The following is a 20339-nucleotide window of genomic DNA, read 5'->3' on the forward strand; positions in this document are numbered from 1 at the left end:
GTGGTAACCGCCCGTGAGAGAGGAATCCCGATGAGTAGCGCAAACACTCTGGCCGCGCCGACTGCCGATCTTTACCAGTCCTGGCAGACACTGCGTCATGAGCAGCCCCGCTTGCGTGCCCGCGAAGCAGCGGCGCAGTTGGGCGTCAGCGAGGCTGAACTGACTGCCAGTCGCCTGAGCATCGATGCACAGCGCCTGCGCCCGGACTGGGCCGAGCTGCTGCCGGCTCTTGGTAGCCTGGGGCACGTAATGGTGCTGACCCGCAACGAGCACTGCGTTCATGAGCGCAAGGGGCTGTACCGCGAAGTGAGCGTTGCCGCCTCCGGGCAGATGGGCCTGGTGGTGTCTGCCGATATCGATCTGCGTCTGTTTCTCGGTGGCTGGGCCAGCGTGTTCGCCGTCGCCGAGGAAACCGCCAAGGGCACCCAGCGCAGCATCCAGGTGTTCGACCAGCAAGGCGTTGCCGTGCACAAGGTCTACCTGACCGAGCGCAGTGAGCTGAGCGCCTGGCAGCCACTGATCGAGCGTTTCGCCGGCGAGCAGAGCGCCGAGCTGCAATTGCTGCCATCGCCCGTAGCACCAGAGCGCAAGGCCGACGCCGAGATCGACAGCCAGGCGCTGCGCGATGGCTGGGCGAAATTGCAGGACACCCATCACTTTTTTGCCCTGCTGAAGAAGCATGAGGTTGCCCGCACCCAGGCGCTGCGTCTGGCCGGCGAGCAGTGGGCGCAGCCGTTGGCGACCTCCGAGCTGACGGTGCTGATGGAGCAGGCCGCTGCCCGCGAAGTGCCGATCATGGTGTTCGTCGGCAACCGCCACTGCATCCAGATTCACACCGGCCCGGTGAACAACCTGCGCTGGATGGACAGCTGGTTCAACGTGCTCGATCCCGACTTCAACCTGCACCTGCAGACCCGCGGCGTGGTGGAGCTGTGGCGTGTGCGCAAACCCAGTGTCGATGGCGTGATCACCAGTCTGGAGGCCTTCGACGCAGGCGGCGAACTGGTGATCCAGCTGTTCGGCGCGCGCAAGCCCGGTATGGCAGAGCGCGATGACTGGCGCGAGTTGGCCGAGTCGCTACCCGTGCTGGCCTGAGCAGAGGAGTCCAGACCATGCGTCTTGCCAATATCCTGGGCGGTCTGGCGGCCGTCCTGCTGTTTCCCAATCTGGTACTGGCCGCCGAGCCGTTACCGCAGCGCTGGGTAAGCTCCGGCGGAGCCCTGAGCGAGTGGGTGGTGGTGCTGGGCGGTGAAAGCAAGCTGGTGGGTGTCGATACCACCAGCCGTCATCCAGCTTCGCTGACCAGGCTGCCCAGCGTTGGATATCAGCGTCAGCTGGCGGCCGAGGGCATTCTCGCGCTGCGCCCGGACCTGCTGCTCGGCAGCGAGGAGATGGGCCCGCCGCCGGTGCTCGAACAGTTGGCGGCGGCTGGGGTGCGCATCGAGCGCCTGACGGCACGGGCCGAGCTGGACAGTCTGCAGGCCAACCTGCAGCGCCTGGGGCAGTTGCTCGGTGATGAGGCAGCGGGGCAACGCGCCTTTGCCGATTACCAGGCGCGCTTGCAGACCCAGCAGCAATGGGTCGAGCAAGCCCGACGCAGCCAGGAAGCGCCCGGCGTGTTACTACTGCTCGGACACGCCGGCGGCAGCCCGCTGGTGGGCGGCGTCGATACGGCGGCGGACTGGCTGATCAGTCGTGCCGGTGGGCGCAACCTGGCCAGTCATGACGGCTACAAGGCGCTGTCCAGTGAGGCGCTGCTGGCTCTCGATCCGCAAGTGGTGGTGGTCGCTGATCGCGCCCTGGAAGGCGATGCCGCGAGGCAGGCCCTGCTGCAGCAGAACCCGGCCCTGGCCGGTACCCGCGCGGCGCGCGAGGGACGTTTGCTGGCGCTGGACCCGACCCTGCTGGTCGGCGGCCTTGGGCCGCGCGTACCGGATGGACTGGCGATGCTCGCCGCAGGCTTTTATCCTGCCAGCCAACCCCTGACTGCCGAAGCTAAGCGCGAGCCATGACCTCACCTTTTTCGACGCGCCCATTGTTCATCGCACTGGGCCTGCTGCTCGTGCTCGTGTTGTGGCTTTCCCTGGCGCTCGGGCCGGTGAGTCTGCCGCTGGGCGATACCTTGCGTGCGGCCCTGCGCCTGCTGGGTCTGCCCTTCGAGGCGGATGCATCGGTTCAGCAGGCCGAGCTGATCCTGTCGCAGATACGCATGCCGCGTACCCTGCTCGGGCTAGCTGTGGGTATGGTGCTGGCCCTGTGCGGTGTGGCAATGCAGGGGCTGTTTCGCAATCCGCTGGCCGATCCCGGTCTGGTTGGCGTTTCCAGCGGCGCCGCGCTGGGCGCAGCGGTGGCCATCGTCGGCGGTGCCGCCTTCGGCGGGTTACCGGAAGCTTTCGCGCCTTATCTGCTGTCAGCCTGCGCCTTCGTTGGCGGCTTGCTGGTGACGGCGCTGGTCTACCGTCTGGGCCGGCGCGACGGGCAGACCAACGTGGCGACCATGCTGCTGGCCGGCATCGCGCTGACCGCACTGGCCGGTGCGGCCATTGGTCTGTTCACCTACCTGGCTGACGATGCGACGTTGCGCACCCTGACGTTCTGGAACCTGGGCAGTCTCAACGGTGCCAGCTATGCGCGGCTGTGGCCGCTGCTGCTGGCCACGCTGGCCGTGGCGCTGTGGTTGCCGCGACGGGCACGGGCGCTGAACGCGCTGTTGCTCGGCGAGTCGGAAGCACGCCACCTCGGTTTCGATATCGAGCGACTCAAGCGCGAGCTGGTGTTCTGCACGGCGCTGGGTGTAGGTGCTGCGGTGGCCGCCGCCGGCCTGATCGGTTTCATCGGCCTGGTGGTGCCGCATCTGATGCGTTTGCTGGTCGGCCCCGATCATCGTCTGTTGTTGCCGGCCTCCGCACTGGCCGGTGCAAGCCTGCTGCTGCTGGCCGATCTGGTTGCACGTCTGGCGCTGGCACCTGCCGAGTTGCCGATCGGTATCGTCACGGCGCTGATCGGCGCGCCTTTCTTTCTCTATCTGCTGATGCGGGGGCGGAGCTGATGCTGCGGGTCGAACGGCTGGAAATTCGCCGCGGGCAGCAGGTGGTGCTCAGCGGTATCGACCTGCAACTGCGCCCCGGTGAGGTGCTCGGCGTGTTGGGGCCCAACGGTGCGGGCAAGAGTACCTTGCTGGCGGCGATGACCGGCGAGCTGCCGGCCATTGCCGGGCAGGTGACGCTGGATCAGCGTGCGCTCGATGCCTGGTCCGGGCCGGAGCGGGCCAAGCGCCTGGCCGTGCTGCCGCAGAGCTCGAGCCTGAATTTCGCCTTCCGCGTTGAAGAGGTGGTCGCCATGGGGCGGCTGCCGCATGACAGCGGACGCGTGCGCGATGCGCAGATCATCAAGGAGGCGCTGCATGCGGCCGATGCCGCTCACCTGGCGGGGCGCAGCTACCTGGCCCTGTCTGGCGGTGAGCGCCAACGCGTGCACCTGGCGCGGGTGCTGGCGCAGCTATGGCCAGGCGGTGAAGGGCAGATTCTGCTGCTCGATGAACCGACTTCGATGCTCGATCCGCTGCATCAGCATACCTGCCTGCAGGCGGTTCGCCGCCTGGCCGAATCCGGCGCTGCCGTGCTGGTGATTCTTCATGACCTCAACCTGGCCGCACGCTACTGTGATCGCCTGCTGTTGCTGGATCAGGGCAGGGCGCATGCGCTGGGTACACCTGCCGAGGTATTGCGTGCCGAGCCGCTGCAAGCCGTGTTCGGCCTGGAAGTCCTGGTGCAGACTCATCCCGAACGCGGCCATCCACTGATCGTCGCGCGCTGAATGTTGGAGCCCTCGATGCGAGCCGTACTGCTGAGTTGTCTGATGCTGCTGGTCGCCTGCCACACTCGGGAGGCTTTGCCGCCACCGGCACCGCTCGCCCCGGAAGGACGTGAGCACGCCGATCTGGGCCGCATCGTCGAGCTGGCCAGCGGACGCACGATCAGCCCGGAGCAACTGCTCGGGCGTTTGGCACGGGCCGAGCGGGTGCTGGTCGGCGAGCAGCACGACAACCCCGATCATCATGCGCTGCAGCTCTGGTTGTTGCGCGAGCTGGCCAGGCAGCGGCCGCAGGGTAGTGTGCTGATGGAGATGATCAATCCGGATCAGCAACCCAAGGTCGATCAGGCTCAGGCGGCGGCACGTGAGGGGCGGTCACCCGATGATCCGTTCGGCGCCCTGGCCTGGCAGCCCGGTTGGGACTGGTCGCTTTATGGGCCGCTGGTACTGCGTCAGCTGCGCCAGCCTTATCCCTTGCTCGCGGCGAACCTGGATCGTACCGAGATCATGCAGATCTATCGCCAGCGCCCAGCCCTGGAAGGTGAGCGCTCCAGTGCCGCCGGCGTGCAGGCGCGCCTGCTACAGGATATCCGCGAGTCGCATTGCGGCCTGCTGCCGGACAGCCAGTTGCCGGCGATGCTCGCCGTACAACAGCAGCGTGACCGACGTATGGCCGAGGCGCTATTGGCGGCGCCGCAACCAGCCATGTTGCTGGCTGGCGCGTTTCACGCACGCAAGGATCTTGGTGTGCCGCTGCACCTCGCTGACCTCGGCGCGCCGACGGGCAACACGATACTGATATTGGCCGAGGTCGGCCGTGAGATGGACGCATCGATGGCCGACTACGTCTGGTTCACCGCTGCGCAACCGGCGCAGGATCACTGCGCCAAACTGCGACCCTAGCCGCCTTTCGCCTGCGGGCTGCAGGGTATCCTCGGCATTTTGCCGATGTGGAACCTGCGCCATGACCATCGACGTTCGCGACCTGCTGCAACGCTATTTCAACGCCCTCAATGATCGGGATATCCGCGCCTGCCTGTCGCTGGTTAGTGACGAGCTGATCGTGGAGCCCAATCAAGGTTTCGCCGAGCATGGGCGCGACGCTTTCGCAGCCTTCCTTGAGCGACAACAGCACTGCTATCGCGAAACGCTCGAACCACTGGCGATTCTGGTCGAGCCACAGGGGCAGCACGCGGCTTGCGAATACCGCGTCACAGGCGAGTACCTGGCGACGGACGAGGGTCTGCCGGAGGCCTGTGGGCAGCGTTACGAGATGCGCGTCGGGGCCTTCTTCGAAATCCGGCAGGGGCTGATCTCACGTATCAGTCTGCATTTCAATCTACCGGACTGGTTGGCGCAGATAGACGACTGAAGTGGCGAGGCGTGCTTTCAGGCAGGCAAAAAAACCCGGCGAGAGCCGGGTTAATAACCGTGATTAGCCTGATGAGGAGATAATCTGAAGAGTCCGACTGAAATGGTCTCTTTAGCTTATCGGCCGATCTCGCGATCAGTTGATGTAATAATAACAATTCTCATTTCACGGTCAACACCTTTTTGAGAATTTTTCTCATGGAGTTGCCCGGATCGACAGGCAAAAAAAAACCCGGCAAGAGCCGGGTTAATAACCGTGATTAGCCTGATGAGGAGATAATCTGAAGAGCCCGACTGAAAATGGTCTCTTTAGCTTATCGGCTGATCTCGCGACCAGTTGATGTAATAATAACTATTCTCATTTTCGTGTCAACGGCTATCGAGAACTTTTCTCAAAGAATGTCGGCCTCGGAATGCAAAACCCCGGCACTTGCCGGGGTTCGTAGATGCAGCACAGCGATTCAGGATTCCGGCTGGCGCAGTTGGGTGACTTCCTTGTTCAGCAGGTCGATGCGTCGGGCCATGCTCTCGATCAGGCTGTGCGCGATACGTGGATTGCTTTGCATCAGGCTTAGGAACTGCTCCTTGGGAATCACCATGACCGTGCAGGGTTCGCTGGCAACCACCGTGGCGCTGCGCTTCTCACGAGTGAAAACGGCCATGGCGCCGAAGATCTCGTCCTTCTGCACGTCACCGACTTTCTGACCGTCGACGTAAGCCTCGGCGTGACCCTCGATGATGATGAAAACGTGATCGGCCTCGTCACCCTGATGAATCAGCTCCTCGCCGGCAGCGAAATGCTGGAAGCCGGTTGCCGGGCGGATTTCCGGCTGCTTCAGGCGTGCCAGTGCATCGGAAAGCAGAGCGGTATGCCCGATCAGATACTGAATGAACTGTTCCTGGCGCTGCTCGCTGGCGTAGATATGCTGGAACACTTCACTGCGCGAGTAGGGAACCAGGCTGATGGGCTCTTCGCTGCTGTAGCGGCAGGACGGCAGGTCGATGCCCTGGCGCAGGCCCACCAGATCGCCTTCCTGCAGATAGAAAAGCGGACGTTCGTCGACCAGCGCATGCAGCAGTCCATTCTCGATGATGAACAGCTGGTTGCCAGGCAACACCTGAGCCAGGTCATCGACACGCTCGAGGCGCAGCGGCTCACCCGCGGGTTGCAGCCCTTCCAGCAGTTGAGTGGGGATGCTCTGCAGGCGGTTGATCAACTGATCGGCGTAGGCCGGTTGCTCCCCGAGTAAATACATAACCGTAATTCCTTGAACTGGCTGGGCTGGCTGACCGCACGAAGGTCCCTGAAACAATAGGCTGCGCGGCCCTGCGAGTAAATCACCTTGCGTTGGTCTTGTGAGCTAGCTCTTGTTGTGGGCCTGCGCTGCGTCCAGTTGGCCGTTCAATTCTGCCTTGTGCGCGGGGGGCAGCTCACTCCAGTGCACATTGAGCAATGCGCCCTCGATGGCATATAGCAGGACTTTGGAAGCGCGAAAACCGCGTGCTCTGACCGCCCGATAGGCGCCAACGGCGCCGTAGCGACGCAGATCGTTGGCGCTGTGGATGCCAACGGCGTGCAGCCATTGCGCCGAAGTCTTGCCGAGGTTCTTCAGATGTTGCAGTTCGTCGTTCATCGGGCCTCCATGCGTGTGGGGGAAGATTCACGTTGGCTTGCCAGTGGCCAATTGCCTGAATGCTCGTGTAGGGGGGGGCTACGTTACTTGGTGCGATAGCGTAGGCGAGTGCCGAAATTCACCGACATGAGAATCTCGTCCGCGGTCAGCTCGACAGGAAAATAGGCGCCGGAAATCTGTGCATGGGCCAGGCTGGCGCCTTCGATCTGGGCGTTGCGAAAGTCCAGGCCGCGAAGGTCGGCTCCGCGAAAATAGGCGTCAGTGAAATTGACGGCGTCGGTGTCCATGTTGCGCAGGTCTAGCCCACGGAAATCGCCGCCGGAAAGATCGACCTCGACACCCTTGGGCTTCTGTGCGTTGAAGCCTTTCACGTCGTCGTTGTGCAGGAGGTGGTAGAGCGGATGATCAAGCTGGCGCGGCTGGCTCATGGCAGATACCGGTGATGGTTTCACCGGCAGTATAGAAGCCCTGTCGGGGTTTGCCCGGCAGGGAAGACCAGCTGCGTGGAGTGCGGTTCAGATCCCGGGCAAACGCTGGCGAATGCACTCTACCAGGCTGTCCAGGCTGGCGCTGTCATGTGTGTCGACGCGCTTGCTATGGCTCTGCTCCTCGGCGTCGAGTGGTTCGCGGTTGGCCTGCTGGCTCTGAACCACTTCCAGCGTTGCATCCGACGGGTCCGTGCCTTCGCTCTGACGCTGCTCCAGCCAGCTGGCGATCACGGCGTCCGGAGCCTGGCAGTCGAGGATCAGGAACGGAGCGCCGGTGTGCTCAGCGACCTCGCTGGCAGCCTGACGCTGCGCGGCCTTGAGATAAGTCGCATCGATCACCACCGGGAAACCGGCCTGCAGGACCTCCTGCGCCAGTTGATGCAGGCGCTGATAGGTGGCCTGGCTGGCATCGCTACTGTAGATGCCGGCCGCCAACTGATCCTTGGTCGCGGTGCTCTGTTCGCCGAACAGGCGCTTACGTTCGATGTCGGAGCGCAGGCGAATGGTGCCCAGTGCTTCCACCAGGCGTAAGGCGACGTGGCTCTTGCCGACTGCCGAGACGCCATGGGTAATGGCCAGGAAAGGCGTCGGAATGGCGCTGTAGCTCTCTGCCAGTGCGGCATAGCCGCGATACTGGCGAAGAATCACCGCACGCTGCACCGGGTCTTGCTCCTGGCCCAGACGGAACAGGGCGACCTTGCCGCGGACCATCGCGCGATAGGCCTTGTAGAAGTTCAGCAGTTGCAGAGCTGCGTAATCGCCGGTGCGCTCCAGCCAGCCGCTGATGAAACGACGTGCCAGGCACTTGAGGCCGCGGTCTTCGAGATCCATGGCCAGGAAGGCGATATCCGCGGTCACGTCGGTCATGCGGAAGGGCTCGTTGAATTCGATGCAGTCGAACAGCACAACCTTGCCATCGATCTGCGCCGCATTACCCAGGTGAATGTCGCCGTGGCACTCGCGGATGAACCCTTTTGCCTTGCGTTCACTCAGTAGCGGCTGCAGGCGCTCGTAGCTGGACTGAGCCCAGGCTTCCAGGGCGTCGAGCTGTTGCAGGTCCGCCTGCTCGCTGAGCATGGGACGAATCTGGTCGAAGTTCTGCTGTACCGGAGCCATCGCTGCTTCGGCGCTGCCCAGGGGATGCTCCTGCGGCACCTTCGGTGCGCTCAGATGGAAGGTGGCGATCTGCTCGGCCAGCGCGTCGATATGGGCGTCGTTCAGTTCGCCGCGGGTCTGGATGGCGCTGAGCAGCTGCTCCTGAGGGAACTGGCGCATTTTCAGTGCGTATTCGATGGCCGGTGTGCTGCCGTCGAGGCTCGGCGCGTCTTCACTGCCACCGATCGGCAATACGTCCAGATACAAATCCTGGGTCAGGCGCTGATTGAGGCGCAGCTCTTCTTCGCAGAAGTGACGGCGTGCATCGAGCTCGGTGAAATCGAGGAAGCCGAAATTGGCCGGTTTTTTGATCTTGTAGGCATAGGGACCAGTGAGCAAAACCCAGGAAATGTGGGTCTCAATCACCTGAAATCCTTCCACGGGATGCGGATACAGGGCCGGGTTCTGCAATGCGGCAATCAGGGCTTGGCTCACGTTCGATCCTTGTTCTAGACGCTGTTCGAGCTGGGCATTATGGCCGCTGTGAGCTGCTCTGCAAACCATTCGGGCGGCCTGCTGGCTGCTATGTAAAGTGCGTATAATCCCGCCATGACTCGAAAACGCTCCCCCCGCTCAAACAAAAAATCCCGCTCGTCCGGCATGCGTCCCTGGCTCGCCTGGGGGCTCAAGCTCGGCCTTGTCGGCCTGGTGATTCTTGCCGGTTTCGCCGTTTACCTCGATGCCGTGGTGCAGGAGAAATTCTCCGGCAAGCGCTGGACCGTGCCGGCGAAAGTCTATGCCCGGCCGCTTGAACTCTTCGTTGGGCAGAAGTTGGCCAAGGACGACTTCCTGCGCGAGCTGGATGCCCTGGGTTACCGCCGTGAAAGCGTGGCCAACGGCCCTGGCGCGGTATCGGTGGCCGGTAACAACATCGAGTTACACAGTCGCGGCTTTCAGTTCTACGAAGGTGCGGAGCCGTCGCAGAAGGTGCGCGTACGCTTCTCTGGCGATTATGTCGCCGGGCTGAATCAGGCTGACGGCAGCAACCTGGCCGTAGCGCGACTCGAACCGCTACTGATCGGCGGGCTTTATCCGGCGCACCAGGAGGATCGCATCCTGATCAAGCTGGACCAGGTGCCGGCCTATCTGATCGATGCCCTGGTCGCAGTCGAGGACCGCGACTATTTCGAGCATTTCGGCGTATCGCCCAAGGGCATTGCTCGCGCGCTGTGGATCAATGCCACGTCGGGTCGTCTGGTACAGGGCGGCAGTACCCTGACACAGCAGTTGGTGAAGAACTTCTACCTGACCAACGAGCGCACCCTGCTGCGCAAGGCCACCGAAGCGATGATGGCAGTGCTGCTGGAGCTGCACTACGACAAGCGCGAGATCCTCGAGGCCTATATGAACGAGGTATTCCTCGGTCAGGACGGCCAGCGCGCCGTGCATGGTTTCGGTCTGGCCAGCCAGTACTTCTTCAGTCAGCCGGTATCCGAGCTGAAGTTGGAGCAGGTCGCGTTGCTGGTGGGCATGGTCAAGGGGCCGACCTATTTCAACCCGCGGCGCAATCCCGAGCGCGCCCTGGCGCGGCGTAACCTTGTGATCGATCTGCTCGCCGAGCACGGCTCCATCACGCCTGAAGAGGCTGCTGCTGCCAAGCAGAAGCCGCTGGGCGTGACCTCGCGTGGGAGCATGGCCGACAGCTCTTTCCCGGCCTTCCTCGATCTGGTCAAGCGTCAGCTGCGCGAAGACTATCGCGAGCAGGATCTGACCGAAGAAGGTCTGCGTATCTTCACCAGCTTCGACCCGATCCTTCAGCTCAAGGCCGAAGAGGCGCTGGCCGAGACGCTCAAGCGCCTTGCCGGACGCAAGGGGGTGGACGAGGTGCAGGCGGGCATGGTGGTGACCAACCCGGAGACGGGTGAGGTCCAGGCCCTTATCGGCAGCCGCCAGCCACGCTTCGCCGGTTTCAATCGCGCTCTGGACGCAGTGCGGCCGATTGGCTCGCTGATCAAGCCGGCGATCTATCTGTCGGCACTGGAGCGCCCGAGTCAGTACACCCTGACCAGCTGGCTGGAGGACGAGCCGTTCTCCATCAAGGGGCAGGATGGCCAGGTCTGGACGCCGCAGAACTACGACCGCAAGGCTCACGGCACCATTTACCTGTATCAGGGGCTGGCGCAGTCCTACAACCTGTCCACGGCCAAGCTTGGCCTTGAGATCGGTGTACCCAATGTGCTCAAGACCCTCGAAAGACTGGGCGTCGAGCGCAAGTGGCCGGCCTATCCGTCGATGTTGCTCGGGGCTGGCGCGCTGACCCCGATGGAAGTGGCGGGCATGTACCAGACCCTCGCCAATGGCGGCTTCAACACGCCATTGCGTGGTATCCGCAGCGTGCTGACCGCTGATGGCGAGCCGCTGGGGCGCTATCCGTTCAAGATTCAGCAGCGTTTCGATCCTGGTGCCATCTACCTGGTGCAAAACGCCATGCAGCGCACGATGCGTGAAGGTACGGGGCGTTCGGTTTACAGTCAGCTGCCCAGCTCGCTGAATCTGGCGGGCAAGACCGGCACCAGTAACGACTCGCGAGACAGCTGGTTCGCCGGCTTCAGTCAGGATCTGCTGTCGGTGGTATGGCTGGGGCGCGACGACAACGGCCCGACCCCGCTGACCGGCGCAACTGGTGCGTTGCAGGTCTGGACCGGCTTCATGCGCAAGGCCGACCCGCTGCCGCTGGACATGCCGATGCCGGACAACGTTACCCAGGCCTGGGTCGATCGTCAGACCGGTCTGGGGTCGGCGTCGGGCTGCCCGAATGCGGTACAGATGCCTTATATTCGCGGCAGCGAACCTGCCCCGGGCTCCGCTTGCGGTATCCAGGCACCGGTCGAGTCGGTGATGGACTGGGTGCGGGGCTGGTTGGAATGACGGCCGGTCGAATGACTCGGTGTTACCTGAAGAGGATTTGATGTGAACAAGAAGTGGCTTGCCACGATGCTGGCAACGGCGGTTCTCGGTGGTTGCAGTACGGTGCCGCAGGGTTCGATTCCGGTGATCGATGCCGGTGCTCCGCTGTCGTCGGGCGGTTCCGGTCCCTCGACCAGCCCGAGCCCAGCAGCGCCCCCCCAGCGTCTCGAAGAAGATTCCGGAGTGGTGGTGATGGTGCCGCAAGGCGCGGTTTCGACGCCGTTGCAGACTGACTCGCAGCCGATCACCTCCAGCGGTGGCCTGACCTTTGACCAGCCCATGAGCAGCCAGCCGTCGGCACCGAGTCAAGGCAGCTTCGGCTCCTCGGCGCCGAGCCAGCCCAGTGGCATTCCCAGCGGCGGCGGCCTGGCGGCTGACGAGCAGCTAGATGGTCCGGTGCTCGCGCTGCTGACCACTGCTCAGCAGCAGCAGGGAGGTGGTGATCTCAATGGCGCCGCTTCCAGCCTTGAGCGTGCCCAGCGCATCGCGCCGCGTGAGCCGCAGGTGCTTTACCGCCTCGCCGAAGTGCGTCTGGCCCAGGGCGATGCCGCTCAGGCCGAGCAGTTCGCGCGTCGTGGTCTGACCTACGCCAATGGTCGCCCGGCGCTGCAGGCCAGCCTGTGGGACTTGATCGCCCAGGCGCGTGAGCGTCAGGGGGATTCTGCTGGCGCGGCTCAGGCCCGCGAGCGTGCCCGAGTCAACCTCTGATGGATGCGCGCGTGAATGCGTTGGCCGAGCACCTGCTGCTGATCGAGCGCGAGCTGCGGGTGTTGGGGTGGTGGCAGGAGGAGGCGCCGAGCGCAGAGGCCATGGCCAGCCAGGAGCCGTTCTGCGTCGATACGCTGACGTTCGAGCAATGGCTGCAGTGGATTTTCCTGCCGCGGATGAAGGCGCTGCTGGAAAGCGGCGCCGCCCTGCCTTCTGTCTCGGGGATTCAGGCGATGGCGGAGATGGTCTATCAGCAGCAGCCGAGCGTTGCGCGTCGGCTACTCGAGCTACTGGGCGAGTTCGATCGCCTGCTTACGCGCACGCCGTGAGAGCGTGCGCGTAACGCGTCACTTGCAGTTTTCCGCGATGGACTTCTTCAGCTCGGTGATGCGTTCCTGCCGTTCATCTTCACCTATGCGGCGCACCTCGCCGGCGTCCTCGATCCTCACGCGCGGATTGTTTTCCAGCTGAGCCAGGTTGGTGCGTGCAGTCTCGCAGTACTGCTTGCGTTCGGCTTCCTGCTTGGCCACCTCTTCCTTGACCTTCTTGTCGATGGCTGCCTGCTCGGGGTCGAGCTGCTCTTCGACGCTGGGCGCTGGCGTGCTCGGCGCCGGGCTGGGCGGGGGTGTCGCGGTATTAATGGTTGTGGCCTGCTGGCCTTGCGGGGGCTGCGCGCCGAAGTGGGTCACGCCCTTGTCGTCTACCCACTTGTAAATCTGGCCGGCCATGGCGGCCGTGCTCAACGCGAGCATCAGGGTGCCAGTGAGGATCATGTGGCGCATGCTGTTTCCTTTGTCGAGAGCTGCAGTGCTGCTGGTTACTATAACCAAAAGCCGACAATCTTCATCCTGCGCTGCGTCACAGCGCCAAGTCGAATAATAGGTGATACGCCGCTTGACTTGCTCTCGCCGAACCCGAACAATCCAGCCTTACCCCGCAGTGGAGTCCGCCGCAAGCGTCCTCCAGCTCGGGGAAAAGAGGCGCTACCCGCGCCGAACCGTGACACCCGCTACGCGTTACCTCGCGCTGGGAGGGTCAGCCCCGCAAGACCATGGGCTGCTCCGTTACTCGTCAAGCTGATGTTCCGAATCCACGATCACCGTCGTGCGTGTCCGCTGACAGTAAGAACCTACTTAGGGCTACCCGTCGCGGGTGGCATACTGGCGTTCAAGAGGTGAACAACGTGGAGCTTTTATCCGGCGCTGAAATGGTCGTCCGCTTTCTGCGTGACGAAGGCGTTAAGCATATCTATGGGTACCCTGGTGGTGCTCTCCTGCATATCTACGATGCCCTGTTCAAAGAACCGGAAGTGACTCACATCCTGGTGCGTCATGAACAGGCAGCGACCCATATGGCTGACGGCTACGCCCGCGCCACCGGCAAGGCCGGTGTGGTGCTGGTGACCTCTGGCCCAGGCGCGACCAATGCCATCACCGGCATTGCCACTGCCTACATGGATTCCATTCCGATGGTGGTGATCTCCGGCCAGGTGCCGAGTGCCATGGTCGGTACCGATGCCTTCCAGGAAACCGACATGGTCGGTATTTCCCGCCCGATCGTGAAGCACAGCTTCATCATCAAGCACCCGTCGGAAATCCCCGAAGTACTGAAGAAGGCGTTCTATCTCGCCGAGTCCGGCCGCCCCGGCCCGGTCGTGGTCGACATTCCGAAGGACATGGGCGATCCGACCCAGAAGTTCGAATACGTCTATCCCAAGAAGGTCAAGCTGCGCTCCTACAGCCCGGCGGTACGTGGCCATTCCGGCCAGATCCGCAAGGCTGCCGAGATGCTCCTGGCCGCCAAGCGTCCGGTCATGTATTCCGGCGGTGGCGTGATCATGGGCGGTGCTTCCGCGCCGCTGACCGAACTGGCGCAGATGCTCAACCTGCCGGTGACCAACACTCTGATGGGCCTGGGCGGCTACCCGGGTACCGATCGACAGTTCATCGGCATGCTCGGCATGCACGGCAGCTACACCGCCAACCTGGCCATGCACCATGCCGACGTGATCCTGGCAGTTGGTGCGCGCTTCGATGACCGTGTGATCAACGGCGCGGCCAAGTTCTGCCCGAACGCCAAGATCATTCATATCGACATCGACCCGGCTTCGATCTCCAAGACCATCAAGGCTGACATTCCGATCGTTGGCCCGGTGGACAGTGTGCTGACCGAGATGGTCGCCATCCTCAAGGAAATCGGTGAAACCCCGAACAAGGACACCGTCGCCAGTTGGTGGAAGCAGATCGACGAGTGGCGTGGCAATGGTCGCCTGTTCCCCTACAACGAGGGCGACGGTTCGATCATCAAGCCGCAAACCGTGATCGAGACGCTGTGCGAAGTGACCAGGGGCGACGCCTACATCACCTCAGATGTCGGCCAGCACCAGATGTTCGCTGCGCAGTATTACCGCTTCAACAAGCCCAACCGCTGGATCAATTCCGGTGGCTTGGGCACCATGGGCTTCGGTTTCCCGGCTGCGATGGGCATCAAGCTGAACTTCCCGGATGCCGACGTGGCGTGCGTCACCGGTGAAGGCAGCATCCAGATGAATATCCAGGAGCTTTCGACCTGCTTGCAGTACGACCTGCCGGTTAAGATCGTCAACCTGAACAACGGTGCTCTCGGCATGGTCCGCCAGTGGCAGGACATGCAGTACAACAGCCGTTATTCGCACTCCTATATGGAGTCGCTGCCGGACTTCGTCAAACTGGCCGAAGCCTATGGCCACGTCGGCATGCGCATCACGTCGCTGAAGGATCTCAAGCCCAAGCTGGAGGAAGCCTTCGCCCTGAAGAATCGCCTGGTGTTCCTCGACATCGCGGTGGATTCCAGCGAGCACGTCTATCCGATGCAGATCAGAGACGGGGCGATGCGTGACATGTGGCTGAGCAAGACGGAGCGGACCTAAGATGCGACATATCATCTCCCTGCTGCTGGAAAACGAGCCGGGCGCACTGTCCCGCGTGGTCGGTCTGTTCTCCCAGCGTAACTACAACATCGAAAGCCTCACCGTTGCGCCAACCGAGGATCCGACGCTGTCGCGCCTGACCCTCACCACCGTTGGCCATGACGAGGTCATCGAGCAGATCACCAAGAACCTCAACAAGCTGGTCGAGGTGGTCAAGCTGGTCAACCTGTCGGAAAGCGCCCATATCGAGCGCGAGCTGATGCTGGTGAAGATCAAGGCCACCGGCGCCCAGCGTGCCGAGGTCAAGCGAACCACCGACATCTTCCGCGGCCAGATCGTGGATGTGACCAGCAGCGTTTACACCGTGCAGCTGACCGGCACCAGCGACAAGCTCGACAGCTTCATCCAGGCCATCGGCACTGCGTCGATTCTGGAAACCGTGCGCAGTGGTGTCACCGGCATCGCTCGCGGCGACAAGGTGCTGAGCATCTGATCGTCGTGGTAACGAAGAGCCCCGCTTGATGCGGGGCTTTTTATTGCCTGCAATTCAGCGCTGGCGATTCCAGAAGGCGGCGATCAACGGGTCCTTGAGGCGTTTTTCCAGGGCGAACAGGCCAATGTCATAAGCGGTGAGCGATGGCTGGATGTCGTAGATGCGTATGCGGGCGGTCAGCGGGCTGTTATCCAGCACGATCTGCGGCACCACGCCGATACCGAAGCCCAGACTGACCATGCTGACGATGGCTTCGTTGCCGCTGACCTGGGCATAAATGCGCGGTTTGATGTTGTGGCTTTTCAGCCAGCGGTCGGTACGCGTCCGCGCCAGGCCTTCTTCCGAAAGAATCATCGGCACGTCTTTCCAGCTCTCGGCAGTCGGATGCTTAATCTGTTCCTCGTTCAGCAGTTGCGGTGCTAGCGGGCCGATAAATCGCAACTCCGAGCGGGTGATGGATTGAAACTCCACGCCGACCGGTAGGCTGTCGGGGAGGGCGCCGATGGCCAGGTCCTCCAGCCCTTGCTGAACGCGTTCGACTGCCTTGGCCGGATCGCCGGTATGCAGTTTCATTTCGATGCGCGGGTAGTCCTGGCGGAAACTGCTGAGGATGTCGTAGAGAAAGCTATAGCTCGCGGTGACCGAGCAATACAGCGACAGCTCGCCATGCAGATTCAACTGGTCCTGCATGAAGGTCTGGCGAATCGCCTGCCAGCCGTTCATGACCTCGCTCGCATACTCGCGAAATTGCTGACCTTCGCGGGTCAGGCGCACCGAGCGGTTATCGCGTACGAACAGCGCAGCGCCAAGTTCGTCCTCGAGCTGCTTGATGCTGCGGCTGAGCGCCGAAGGGCTGACATGCTGCTCGCGGCTGGTTCGGCCGAAGTGCAGATTGTCCGCGAGGGAGAGAAAAAGCCGGAGAGAGTGGCTGTCCATTTATGTTTCATTTATCGGCATGTTGTGTTGCAAATATATCATTTTACGCAATGGTGAAGATCACCTAATGTGCGTCTGTCGCGGTGCTCGCACCCACCCCTTTCGACTCAGAAGAGCCAAGAACATGAAAGTTTATTACGACAAAGATTGCGACCTCTCCATCATCCAGGGCAAGAAAGTCGCCATCATCGGTTACGGCTCCCAGGGCCATGCTCAGGCCTGCAACCTGAAGGATTCCGGCGTCGACGTCACCATCGGTCTGCGTAAAGGCTCCGCGACCGTTGCCAAGGCCGAAGCTCATGGTCTCAAAGTAACCGACGTAGCCAGCGCCGTCGCTGCGGCCGATCTGGTCATGATCCTGACCCCGGACGAGTTCCAGGGCCAGCTGTACAAGAACGAAATCGAACCGAACATCAAGAAGGGCGCGACCCTGGCCTTCTCTCACGGTTTTGCCATTCACTACAACCAGGTCGTTCCGCGTGCTGACCTCGACGTGATCATGATCGCGCCGAAGGCCCCGGGCCATACCGTACGTACCGAGTTCGTCAAAGGCGGCGGCATTCCTGACCTGATCGCCGTTTACCAGGACGCTTCCGGCAACGCCAAGAACGTCGCGCTGTCCTACGCCTCGGGCGTTGGTGGCGGTCGTACCGGCATCATCGAAACCACCTTCAAGGACGAGACCGAAACCGACCTGTTCGGCGAGCAGGCTGTTCTCTGCGGCGGTACCGTCGAGCTGGTCAAGGCCGGTTTCGAAACCCTGGTCGAAGCTGGCTACGCGCCGGAAATGGCCTACTTCGAGTGCCTGCACGAGCTGAAACTGATCGTTGACCTCATGTACGAAGGCGGCATCGCCAACATGAACTACTCGATCTCCAACAACGCCGAGTACGGCGAGTACGTGACCGGTCCGGAAGTGATCAACGCCGAATCCCGTCAGGCCATGCGCAACGCTCTGAAGCGCATCCAGGACGGCGAATACGCCAAGATGTTCATCAGCGAAGGCGCCACTGGCTACCCGTCGATGACCGCCAAGCGTCGTAACAACGCCGCTCACGGTATCGAAGTCATTGGTGAGCAGCTGCGTGCGATGATGCCGTGGATCGCTGCCAACAAGATCGTCGACAAGACCAAGAACTAAGGTCTGCGACGTGCGAAAGAACGCGGCTTATGCCGCGTTTTTTCGTTCTGGGGCGAGGCTTCTGGTATAAAGCCTGCTCACCGGCAGGCGAACTGAGTTCAGCTGCTCCGGTCGAAATTTGTCAAACCCGTTGCAAGGTGCTGTTCATGAGTGAAGGTCCCGAGGATCAAAAGCCGGCTGGCGACAACCTGGAAAGCCTGCTGCCGATTGACGAGCACATAGAGGAAGTGCAGGACGCGGAAGGACGCAAAGTGCGCCACCGTGGCATTTACCTGCTACCCAATCTGTTCACCACGGCCAACCTGTTCGCCGGTTTCTATTCCATCATCAATGCGATGAACGGCAACTTCTATGTGGCCGCTGCCGCCGTGTTCGTGGCGATGGTGCTCGATAGTCTGGATGGTCGCGTAGCGCGTCTGACCAATACGCAAAGTGCCTTTGGCGCCGAGTACGACTCGCTTTCCGATATGGTCGCTTTCGGTGTGGCGCCGGCTTTGCTCGCGTTCGAGTGGGCGCTGGGCAGTATGGGCAAGGTTGGCTGGATGGTCGCCTTCATCTATGTTGCGGGTGCGGCGTTGCGTCTGGCCCGCTTCAATACGCAGATCGGTAGCGTTGATAAGCGCTATTTCATCGGCCTGGCCAGCCCGGCCGCCGCTGGTGTCGTGGCGGGTACGGTCTGGGCATTCAGTGACTTCGGCATCAAGGGTTCGAACATGGCCTTTGCCGTGGCGTTGCTGGTGGCTGCCGCAGGTTGTCTGATGGTCAGCAATATCAAGTACTACAGCTTCAAGGATCTGGACCTGAAGGGGCGCGTACCCTTCGTCGCCATTCTGGTGGTAGTGCTGGTTTTCGCTGTAGTGTTCAGCGATCCGCCCCGTGTCCTGCTGCTGATTTTCCTGGCTTATGCGGCGTCTGGCCCGATTCAGTACCTGTTGCAACTGCGCCGTCGTAAATCTGCCTGATGCTGTAATTTCTCCTGCGCTCCGTGGTCTACAGTTCGTTTCTCGAACTGTAGTCGCGGAGTCACCATGCTCATCCGAGTTCCTTCCTCTTCTCGGGCTCTTGAGTCCGAAGTCACCCCAGAATCGGTTTATCTCTCTCGTCGCCAGCTGATGCAGGGCTCGCTGGCGTTGGCGGCTATGGCGGCGATGCCAGCTTGGGCCGGCGCCGAGGCTCAAGGTATGTATCGCGATGTCGAGCCCGCCAAGGCGCCTGGCTGGTTCGAAGAGAAGCTGGCGGCCACGCGCTGGCAAGCGATGACGGTCGAAGACGAGGCCATCACGCCGTTCAGGGATGCGACGCATTACAACAACTTCTATGAGTTCGGGACGGGTAAGGGCGATCCGGCAGCCAATGCCGGCAAGCTGCAGGTCGAACCCTGGACGGTGATGGTCGATGGCGAAGTGGGCAAGCCGGGGCGCTATGCCATCGAGGATCTGGTCAAGCCGCATGCCTTCGAAGAGCGTATTTACAGGCTGCGCTGTGTTGAAGCATGGTCCATGGTCATTCCCTGGCTGGGTTTTCCCTTGGCCGAACTGCTCAAGCAGGTCGAGCCCACCTCGTCGGCGCGTTATGTGCGCTTCGAGACATTGGTCGATCGTGAGCGCATGCCGGGACAGCGCTCGGGCTTTTCTCTGATCGATTGGCCCTATGTGGAGGGACTGCGGCTGGATGAAGCCATGCATCCCTTGGCCTTCATGGCAGTCGGCATGTACGGGCGCGTTCTGCCTAACCAGAATGGCGCACCGTTGCGCCTGGTGGTGCCATGGAAATACGGCTTCAAGAGCATCAAGTCCATCGTGCGGATCAGTCTGGTAGATAAGGCGCCCGAGACTACCTGGGAGCGTATTGCACCGAGCGAATACGGCTTCTACGCCAACGTCAATCCGCAGGTGGACCATCCGCGCTGGTCGCAGGCGACCGAGCGACGCCTGCCCAGCGGCCTGTTCAGTCCGAATGTGATCGATACGCGGATGTTCAATGGCTATGAAGAGGTCGCTGATCTCTACGCGGGTATGGATCTGGCGAGGTACTACTGATGCGTTACAGGCTTTGGCGCATCGGCGTATTCCTGGCTGCATTGGTGCCGCCGCTTTATTGGTTGTACTGCGCCGCTTTCAATCTGTTAGGACCTGATCCGGGCAAGGCTCTGGTAGATAACCTGGGTCTTGGTGCACTGATCCTTCTGCTGATCACTCTGGCCATGACTCCGTTGCAACAGCTGACTCGTTGGGGAGGCTGGATCGCCGTGCGGCGTCAGCTAGGGCTGTGGTCCTTTGTCTATGCCGTTCTGCACTTGTCGGGCTACGCGCTCTTTATTGCCGGACTGCGGCTGGAGTTGGTGCTGCGCGACCTTTCCGAGCGTCCCTATATCATTGTGGGGGCGCTGGCCTTCCTCGGGCTCCTGGTGCTGGCCGTTACCTCGAACCGCTTCAGCATCAGAAGGCTGGGGCGAAAATGGAAGGCTTTGCATCGCCTGGTCTATCTCATTCTGCTATTGGCCTTGCTGCATATGCTCTGGGTGGTGCGTGCCGATCTGGGCGAGTGGCTCGCTTACGCGCTCATAGGCGGGGCGCTATTACTGGCGCGAGTCTCTGTGGTAGCGAGCGGGTTGCAGCGCGCCGGGAACCTTTGGCGAGAAAATCCGAAGAAAGTTGAAATATAAGCTTGACGCGCATTCTGCTGGATGTAGAATGCGCGCCACTTCAGCGATGAAACGCTTCAAAAACTTCTTGTTAATCAATAAGTTAAGTTGAGTGAAGGGTTTGCAAAGCTGGATCTGGCG

Annotated in this window: 21 protein-coding genes; 15 read left to right on the top strand and 6 right to left on the bottom strand. The window is 61.8% G+C overall.

Features of this window, described 5'->3' with window-relative positions:
• Window positions 1–30 precede the first annotated feature (30 nt).
• From GYB81_RS21660 to GYB81_RS21685, 6 genes are all read left to right on the top strand, one after another.
• The gene (locus tag GYB81_RS21660; RefSeq protein ID WP_161867163.1) at window positions 31–1095 is read left to right on the top strand and encodes a hemin-degrading factor; all 1065 of its coding nucleotides are present in this window, start codon (window positions 31–33) and stop codon (window positions 1093–1095) included.
• A 17-nt stretch (window positions 1096–1112) separates the two neighbouring features.
• Complete coding sequence (locus tag GYB81_RS21665) at window positions 1113–2012, top strand: heme/hemin ABC transporter substrate-binding protein (RefSeq protein ID WP_161867162.1); 900 nt, start codon at window positions 1113–1115, stop codon at window positions 2010–2012.
• A 50-nt stretch (window positions 2013–2062) separates the two neighbouring features.
• Window positions 2063–3049, top strand: a complete 987-nt coding sequence (locus GYB81_RS21670; protein ID WP_161867330.1) for a FecCD family ABC transporter permease — start codon at window positions 2063–2065, stop codon at window positions 3047–3049.
• Window positions 3049–3816 carry a heme ABC transporter ATP-binding protein gene (locus GYB81_RS21675; protein WP_161867161.1) on the top strand — a complete coding sequence of 256 codons (768 nt, stop codon included), beginning with the start codon at window positions 3049–3051 and terminating at the stop codon, window positions 3814–3816. Before GYB81_RS21670 ends, GYB81_RS21675 begins: the two co-directional genes overlap by 1 nt.
• A gap of 15 nt (window positions 3817–3831) precedes the next feature.
• Window positions 3832–4716 (top strand): ChaN family lipoprotein, encoded by an 885-nt coding sequence (locus GYB81_RS21680; protein ID WP_161867160.1) that lies wholly within the window; start codon window positions 3832–3834, stop codon window positions 4714–4716.
• A 61-nt stretch (window positions 4717–4777) separates the two neighbouring features.
• Complete coding sequence (locus tag GYB81_RS21685) at window positions 4778–5185, top strand: nuclear transport factor 2 family protein (RefSeq protein WP_161867159.1); 408 nt, start codon at window positions 4778–4780, stop codon at window positions 5183–5185.
• A 460-nt stretch (window positions 5186–5645) separates the two neighbouring features.
• Here GYB81_RS21685 and GYB81_RS21690 read toward each other — a convergent pair whose 3' ends face one another.
• The 4 genes from GYB81_RS21690 to GYB81_RS21705 form a co-directional block, all read right to left on the bottom strand.
• Entirely contained in the window at window positions 5646–6440 is a 795-nt protein-coding gene (locus GYB81_RS21690) for a cyclic nucleotide-binding domain-containing protein (protein ID WP_161867158.1), read from the bottom strand.
• A 105-nt stretch (window positions 6441–6545) separates the two neighbouring features.
• On the bottom strand, window positions 6546–6818 hold the full coding sequence (locus tag GYB81_RS21695) for a TfoX/Sxy family protein (protein WP_024309382.1): 273 nt from the start codon (window positions 6816–6818) through the stop codon (window positions 6546–6548).
• Window positions 6819–6901: 83 nt separating this feature from the next.
• A complete protein-coding gene (locus GYB81_RS21700) occupies window positions 6902–7246 on the bottom strand; it encodes a pentapeptide repeat-containing protein (RefSeq protein ID WP_024309381.1) in 345 nt (114 codons plus the stop codon).
• An 87-nt stretch (window positions 7247–7333) separates the two neighbouring features.
• Window positions 7334–8896, bottom strand: a complete 1563-nt coding sequence (locus tag GYB81_RS21705; RefSeq protein ID WP_161867157.1) for a bifunctional aminoglycoside phosphotransferase/ATP-binding protein — start codon at window positions 8894–8896, stop codon at window positions 7334–7336.
• 114 nt (window positions 8897–9010) lie between these two features.
• On the opposite strand from GYB81_RS21705, the gene mrcB reads away from it, so the two are divergent.
• From mrcB to GYB81_RS21720, 3 genes are all read left to right on the top strand, one after another.
• A complete protein-coding gene (mrcB, locus tag GYB81_RS21710; RefSeq protein ID WP_161867156.1) occupies window positions 9011–11329 on the top strand; it encodes a penicillin-binding protein 1B in 2319 nt (772 codons plus the stop codon).
• A 66-nt stretch (window positions 11330–11395) separates the two neighbouring features.
• Window positions 11396–12076 (top strand): tetratricopeptide repeat protein, encoded by a 681-nt coding sequence (locus GYB81_RS21715; RefSeq protein WP_161867329.1) that lies wholly within the window; start codon window positions 11396–11398, stop codon window positions 12074–12076.
• Complete coding sequence (locus GYB81_RS21720) at window positions 12076–12405, top strand: YqcC family protein (RefSeq protein WP_161867155.1); 330 nt, start codon at window positions 12076–12078, stop codon at window positions 12403–12405. Before GYB81_RS21715 ends, GYB81_RS21720 begins: the two co-directional genes overlap by 1 nt.
• An 18-nt stretch (window positions 12406–12423) precedes the next feature.
• Here the strand turns inward: GYB81_RS21720 and GYB81_RS21725 are convergent, their stop codons facing one another.
• The gene (locus GYB81_RS21725; protein ID WP_161867154.1) at window positions 12424–12858 is read right to left on the bottom strand and encodes a DUF4124 domain-containing protein; all 435 of its coding nucleotides are present in this window, start codon (window positions 12856–12858) and stop codon (window positions 12424–12426) included.
• 401 nt (window positions 12859–13259) lie between these two features.
• Here GYB81_RS21725 and GYB81_RS21730 point away from each other — a divergent pair, with 401 nt between their 5' ends.
• Both GYB81_RS21730 and ilvN read left to right on the top strand, forming a co-directional pair.
• Window positions 13260–14984: an acetolactate synthase 3 large subunit gene (locus GYB81_RS21730; RefSeq protein ID WP_161867153.1), complete on the top strand. Its 1725-nt coding sequence runs from the start codon at window positions 13260–13262 to the stop codon at window positions 14982–14984.
• 1 nt (window position 14985) lies between these two features.
• A complete protein-coding gene (gene ilvN / locus GYB81_RS21735) occupies window positions 14986–15477 on the top strand; it encodes an acetolactate synthase small subunit (protein ID WP_003243161.1) in 492 nt (163 codons plus the stop codon).
• A 54-nt stretch (window positions 15478–15531) separates the two neighbouring features.
• Here ilvN and ilvY read toward each other — a convergent pair whose 3' ends face one another.
• Window positions 15532–16413: an HTH-type transcriptional activator IlvY gene (gene ilvY, locus GYB81_RS21740; protein ID WP_161867152.1), complete on the bottom strand. Its 882-nt coding sequence runs from the start codon at window positions 16411–16413 to the stop codon at window positions 15532–15534.
• A gap of 124 nt (window positions 16414–16537) precedes the next feature.
• Between ilvY and ilvC the strand changes: the two genes are divergently transcribed.
• From ilvC to msrQ, 4 genes are all read left to right on the top strand, one after another.
• Complete coding sequence (gene ilvC, locus GYB81_RS21745; RefSeq protein WP_011921089.1) at window positions 16538–17554, top strand: ketol-acid reductoisomerase; 1017 nt, start codon at window positions 16538–16540, stop codon at window positions 17552–17554.
• A gap of 146 nt (window positions 17555–17700) precedes the next feature.
• Window positions 17701–18516: a CDP-diacylglycerol--serine O-phosphatidyltransferase gene (gene pssA / locus GYB81_RS21750; protein ID WP_161867151.1), complete on the top strand. Its 816-nt coding sequence runs from the start codon at window positions 17701–17703 to the stop codon at window positions 18514–18516.
• A 66-nt stretch (window positions 18517–18582) separates the two neighbouring features.
• A complete protein-coding gene (gene msrP / locus GYB81_RS21755; protein ID WP_161867150.1) occupies window positions 18583–19593 on the top strand; it encodes a protein-methionine-sulfoxide reductase catalytic subunit MsrP in 1011 nt (336 codons plus the stop codon).
• Entirely contained in the window at window positions 19593–20219 is a 627-nt protein-coding gene (gene msrQ / locus GYB81_RS21760) for a protein-methionine-sulfoxide reductase heme-binding subunit MsrQ (RefSeq protein WP_161867149.1), read from the top strand. Before msrP ends, msrQ begins: the two co-directional genes overlap by 1 nt.
• Window positions 20220–20339 lie beyond the last annotated feature (120 nt).

Origin of the sequence: Pseudomonas yangonensis (assembly GCF_009932725.1) — a bacterium.
Classification (GTDB): domain Bacteria; phylum Pseudomonadota; class Gammaproteobacteria; order Pseudomonadales; family Pseudomonadaceae; genus Aquipseudomonas; species Aquipseudomonas yangonensis.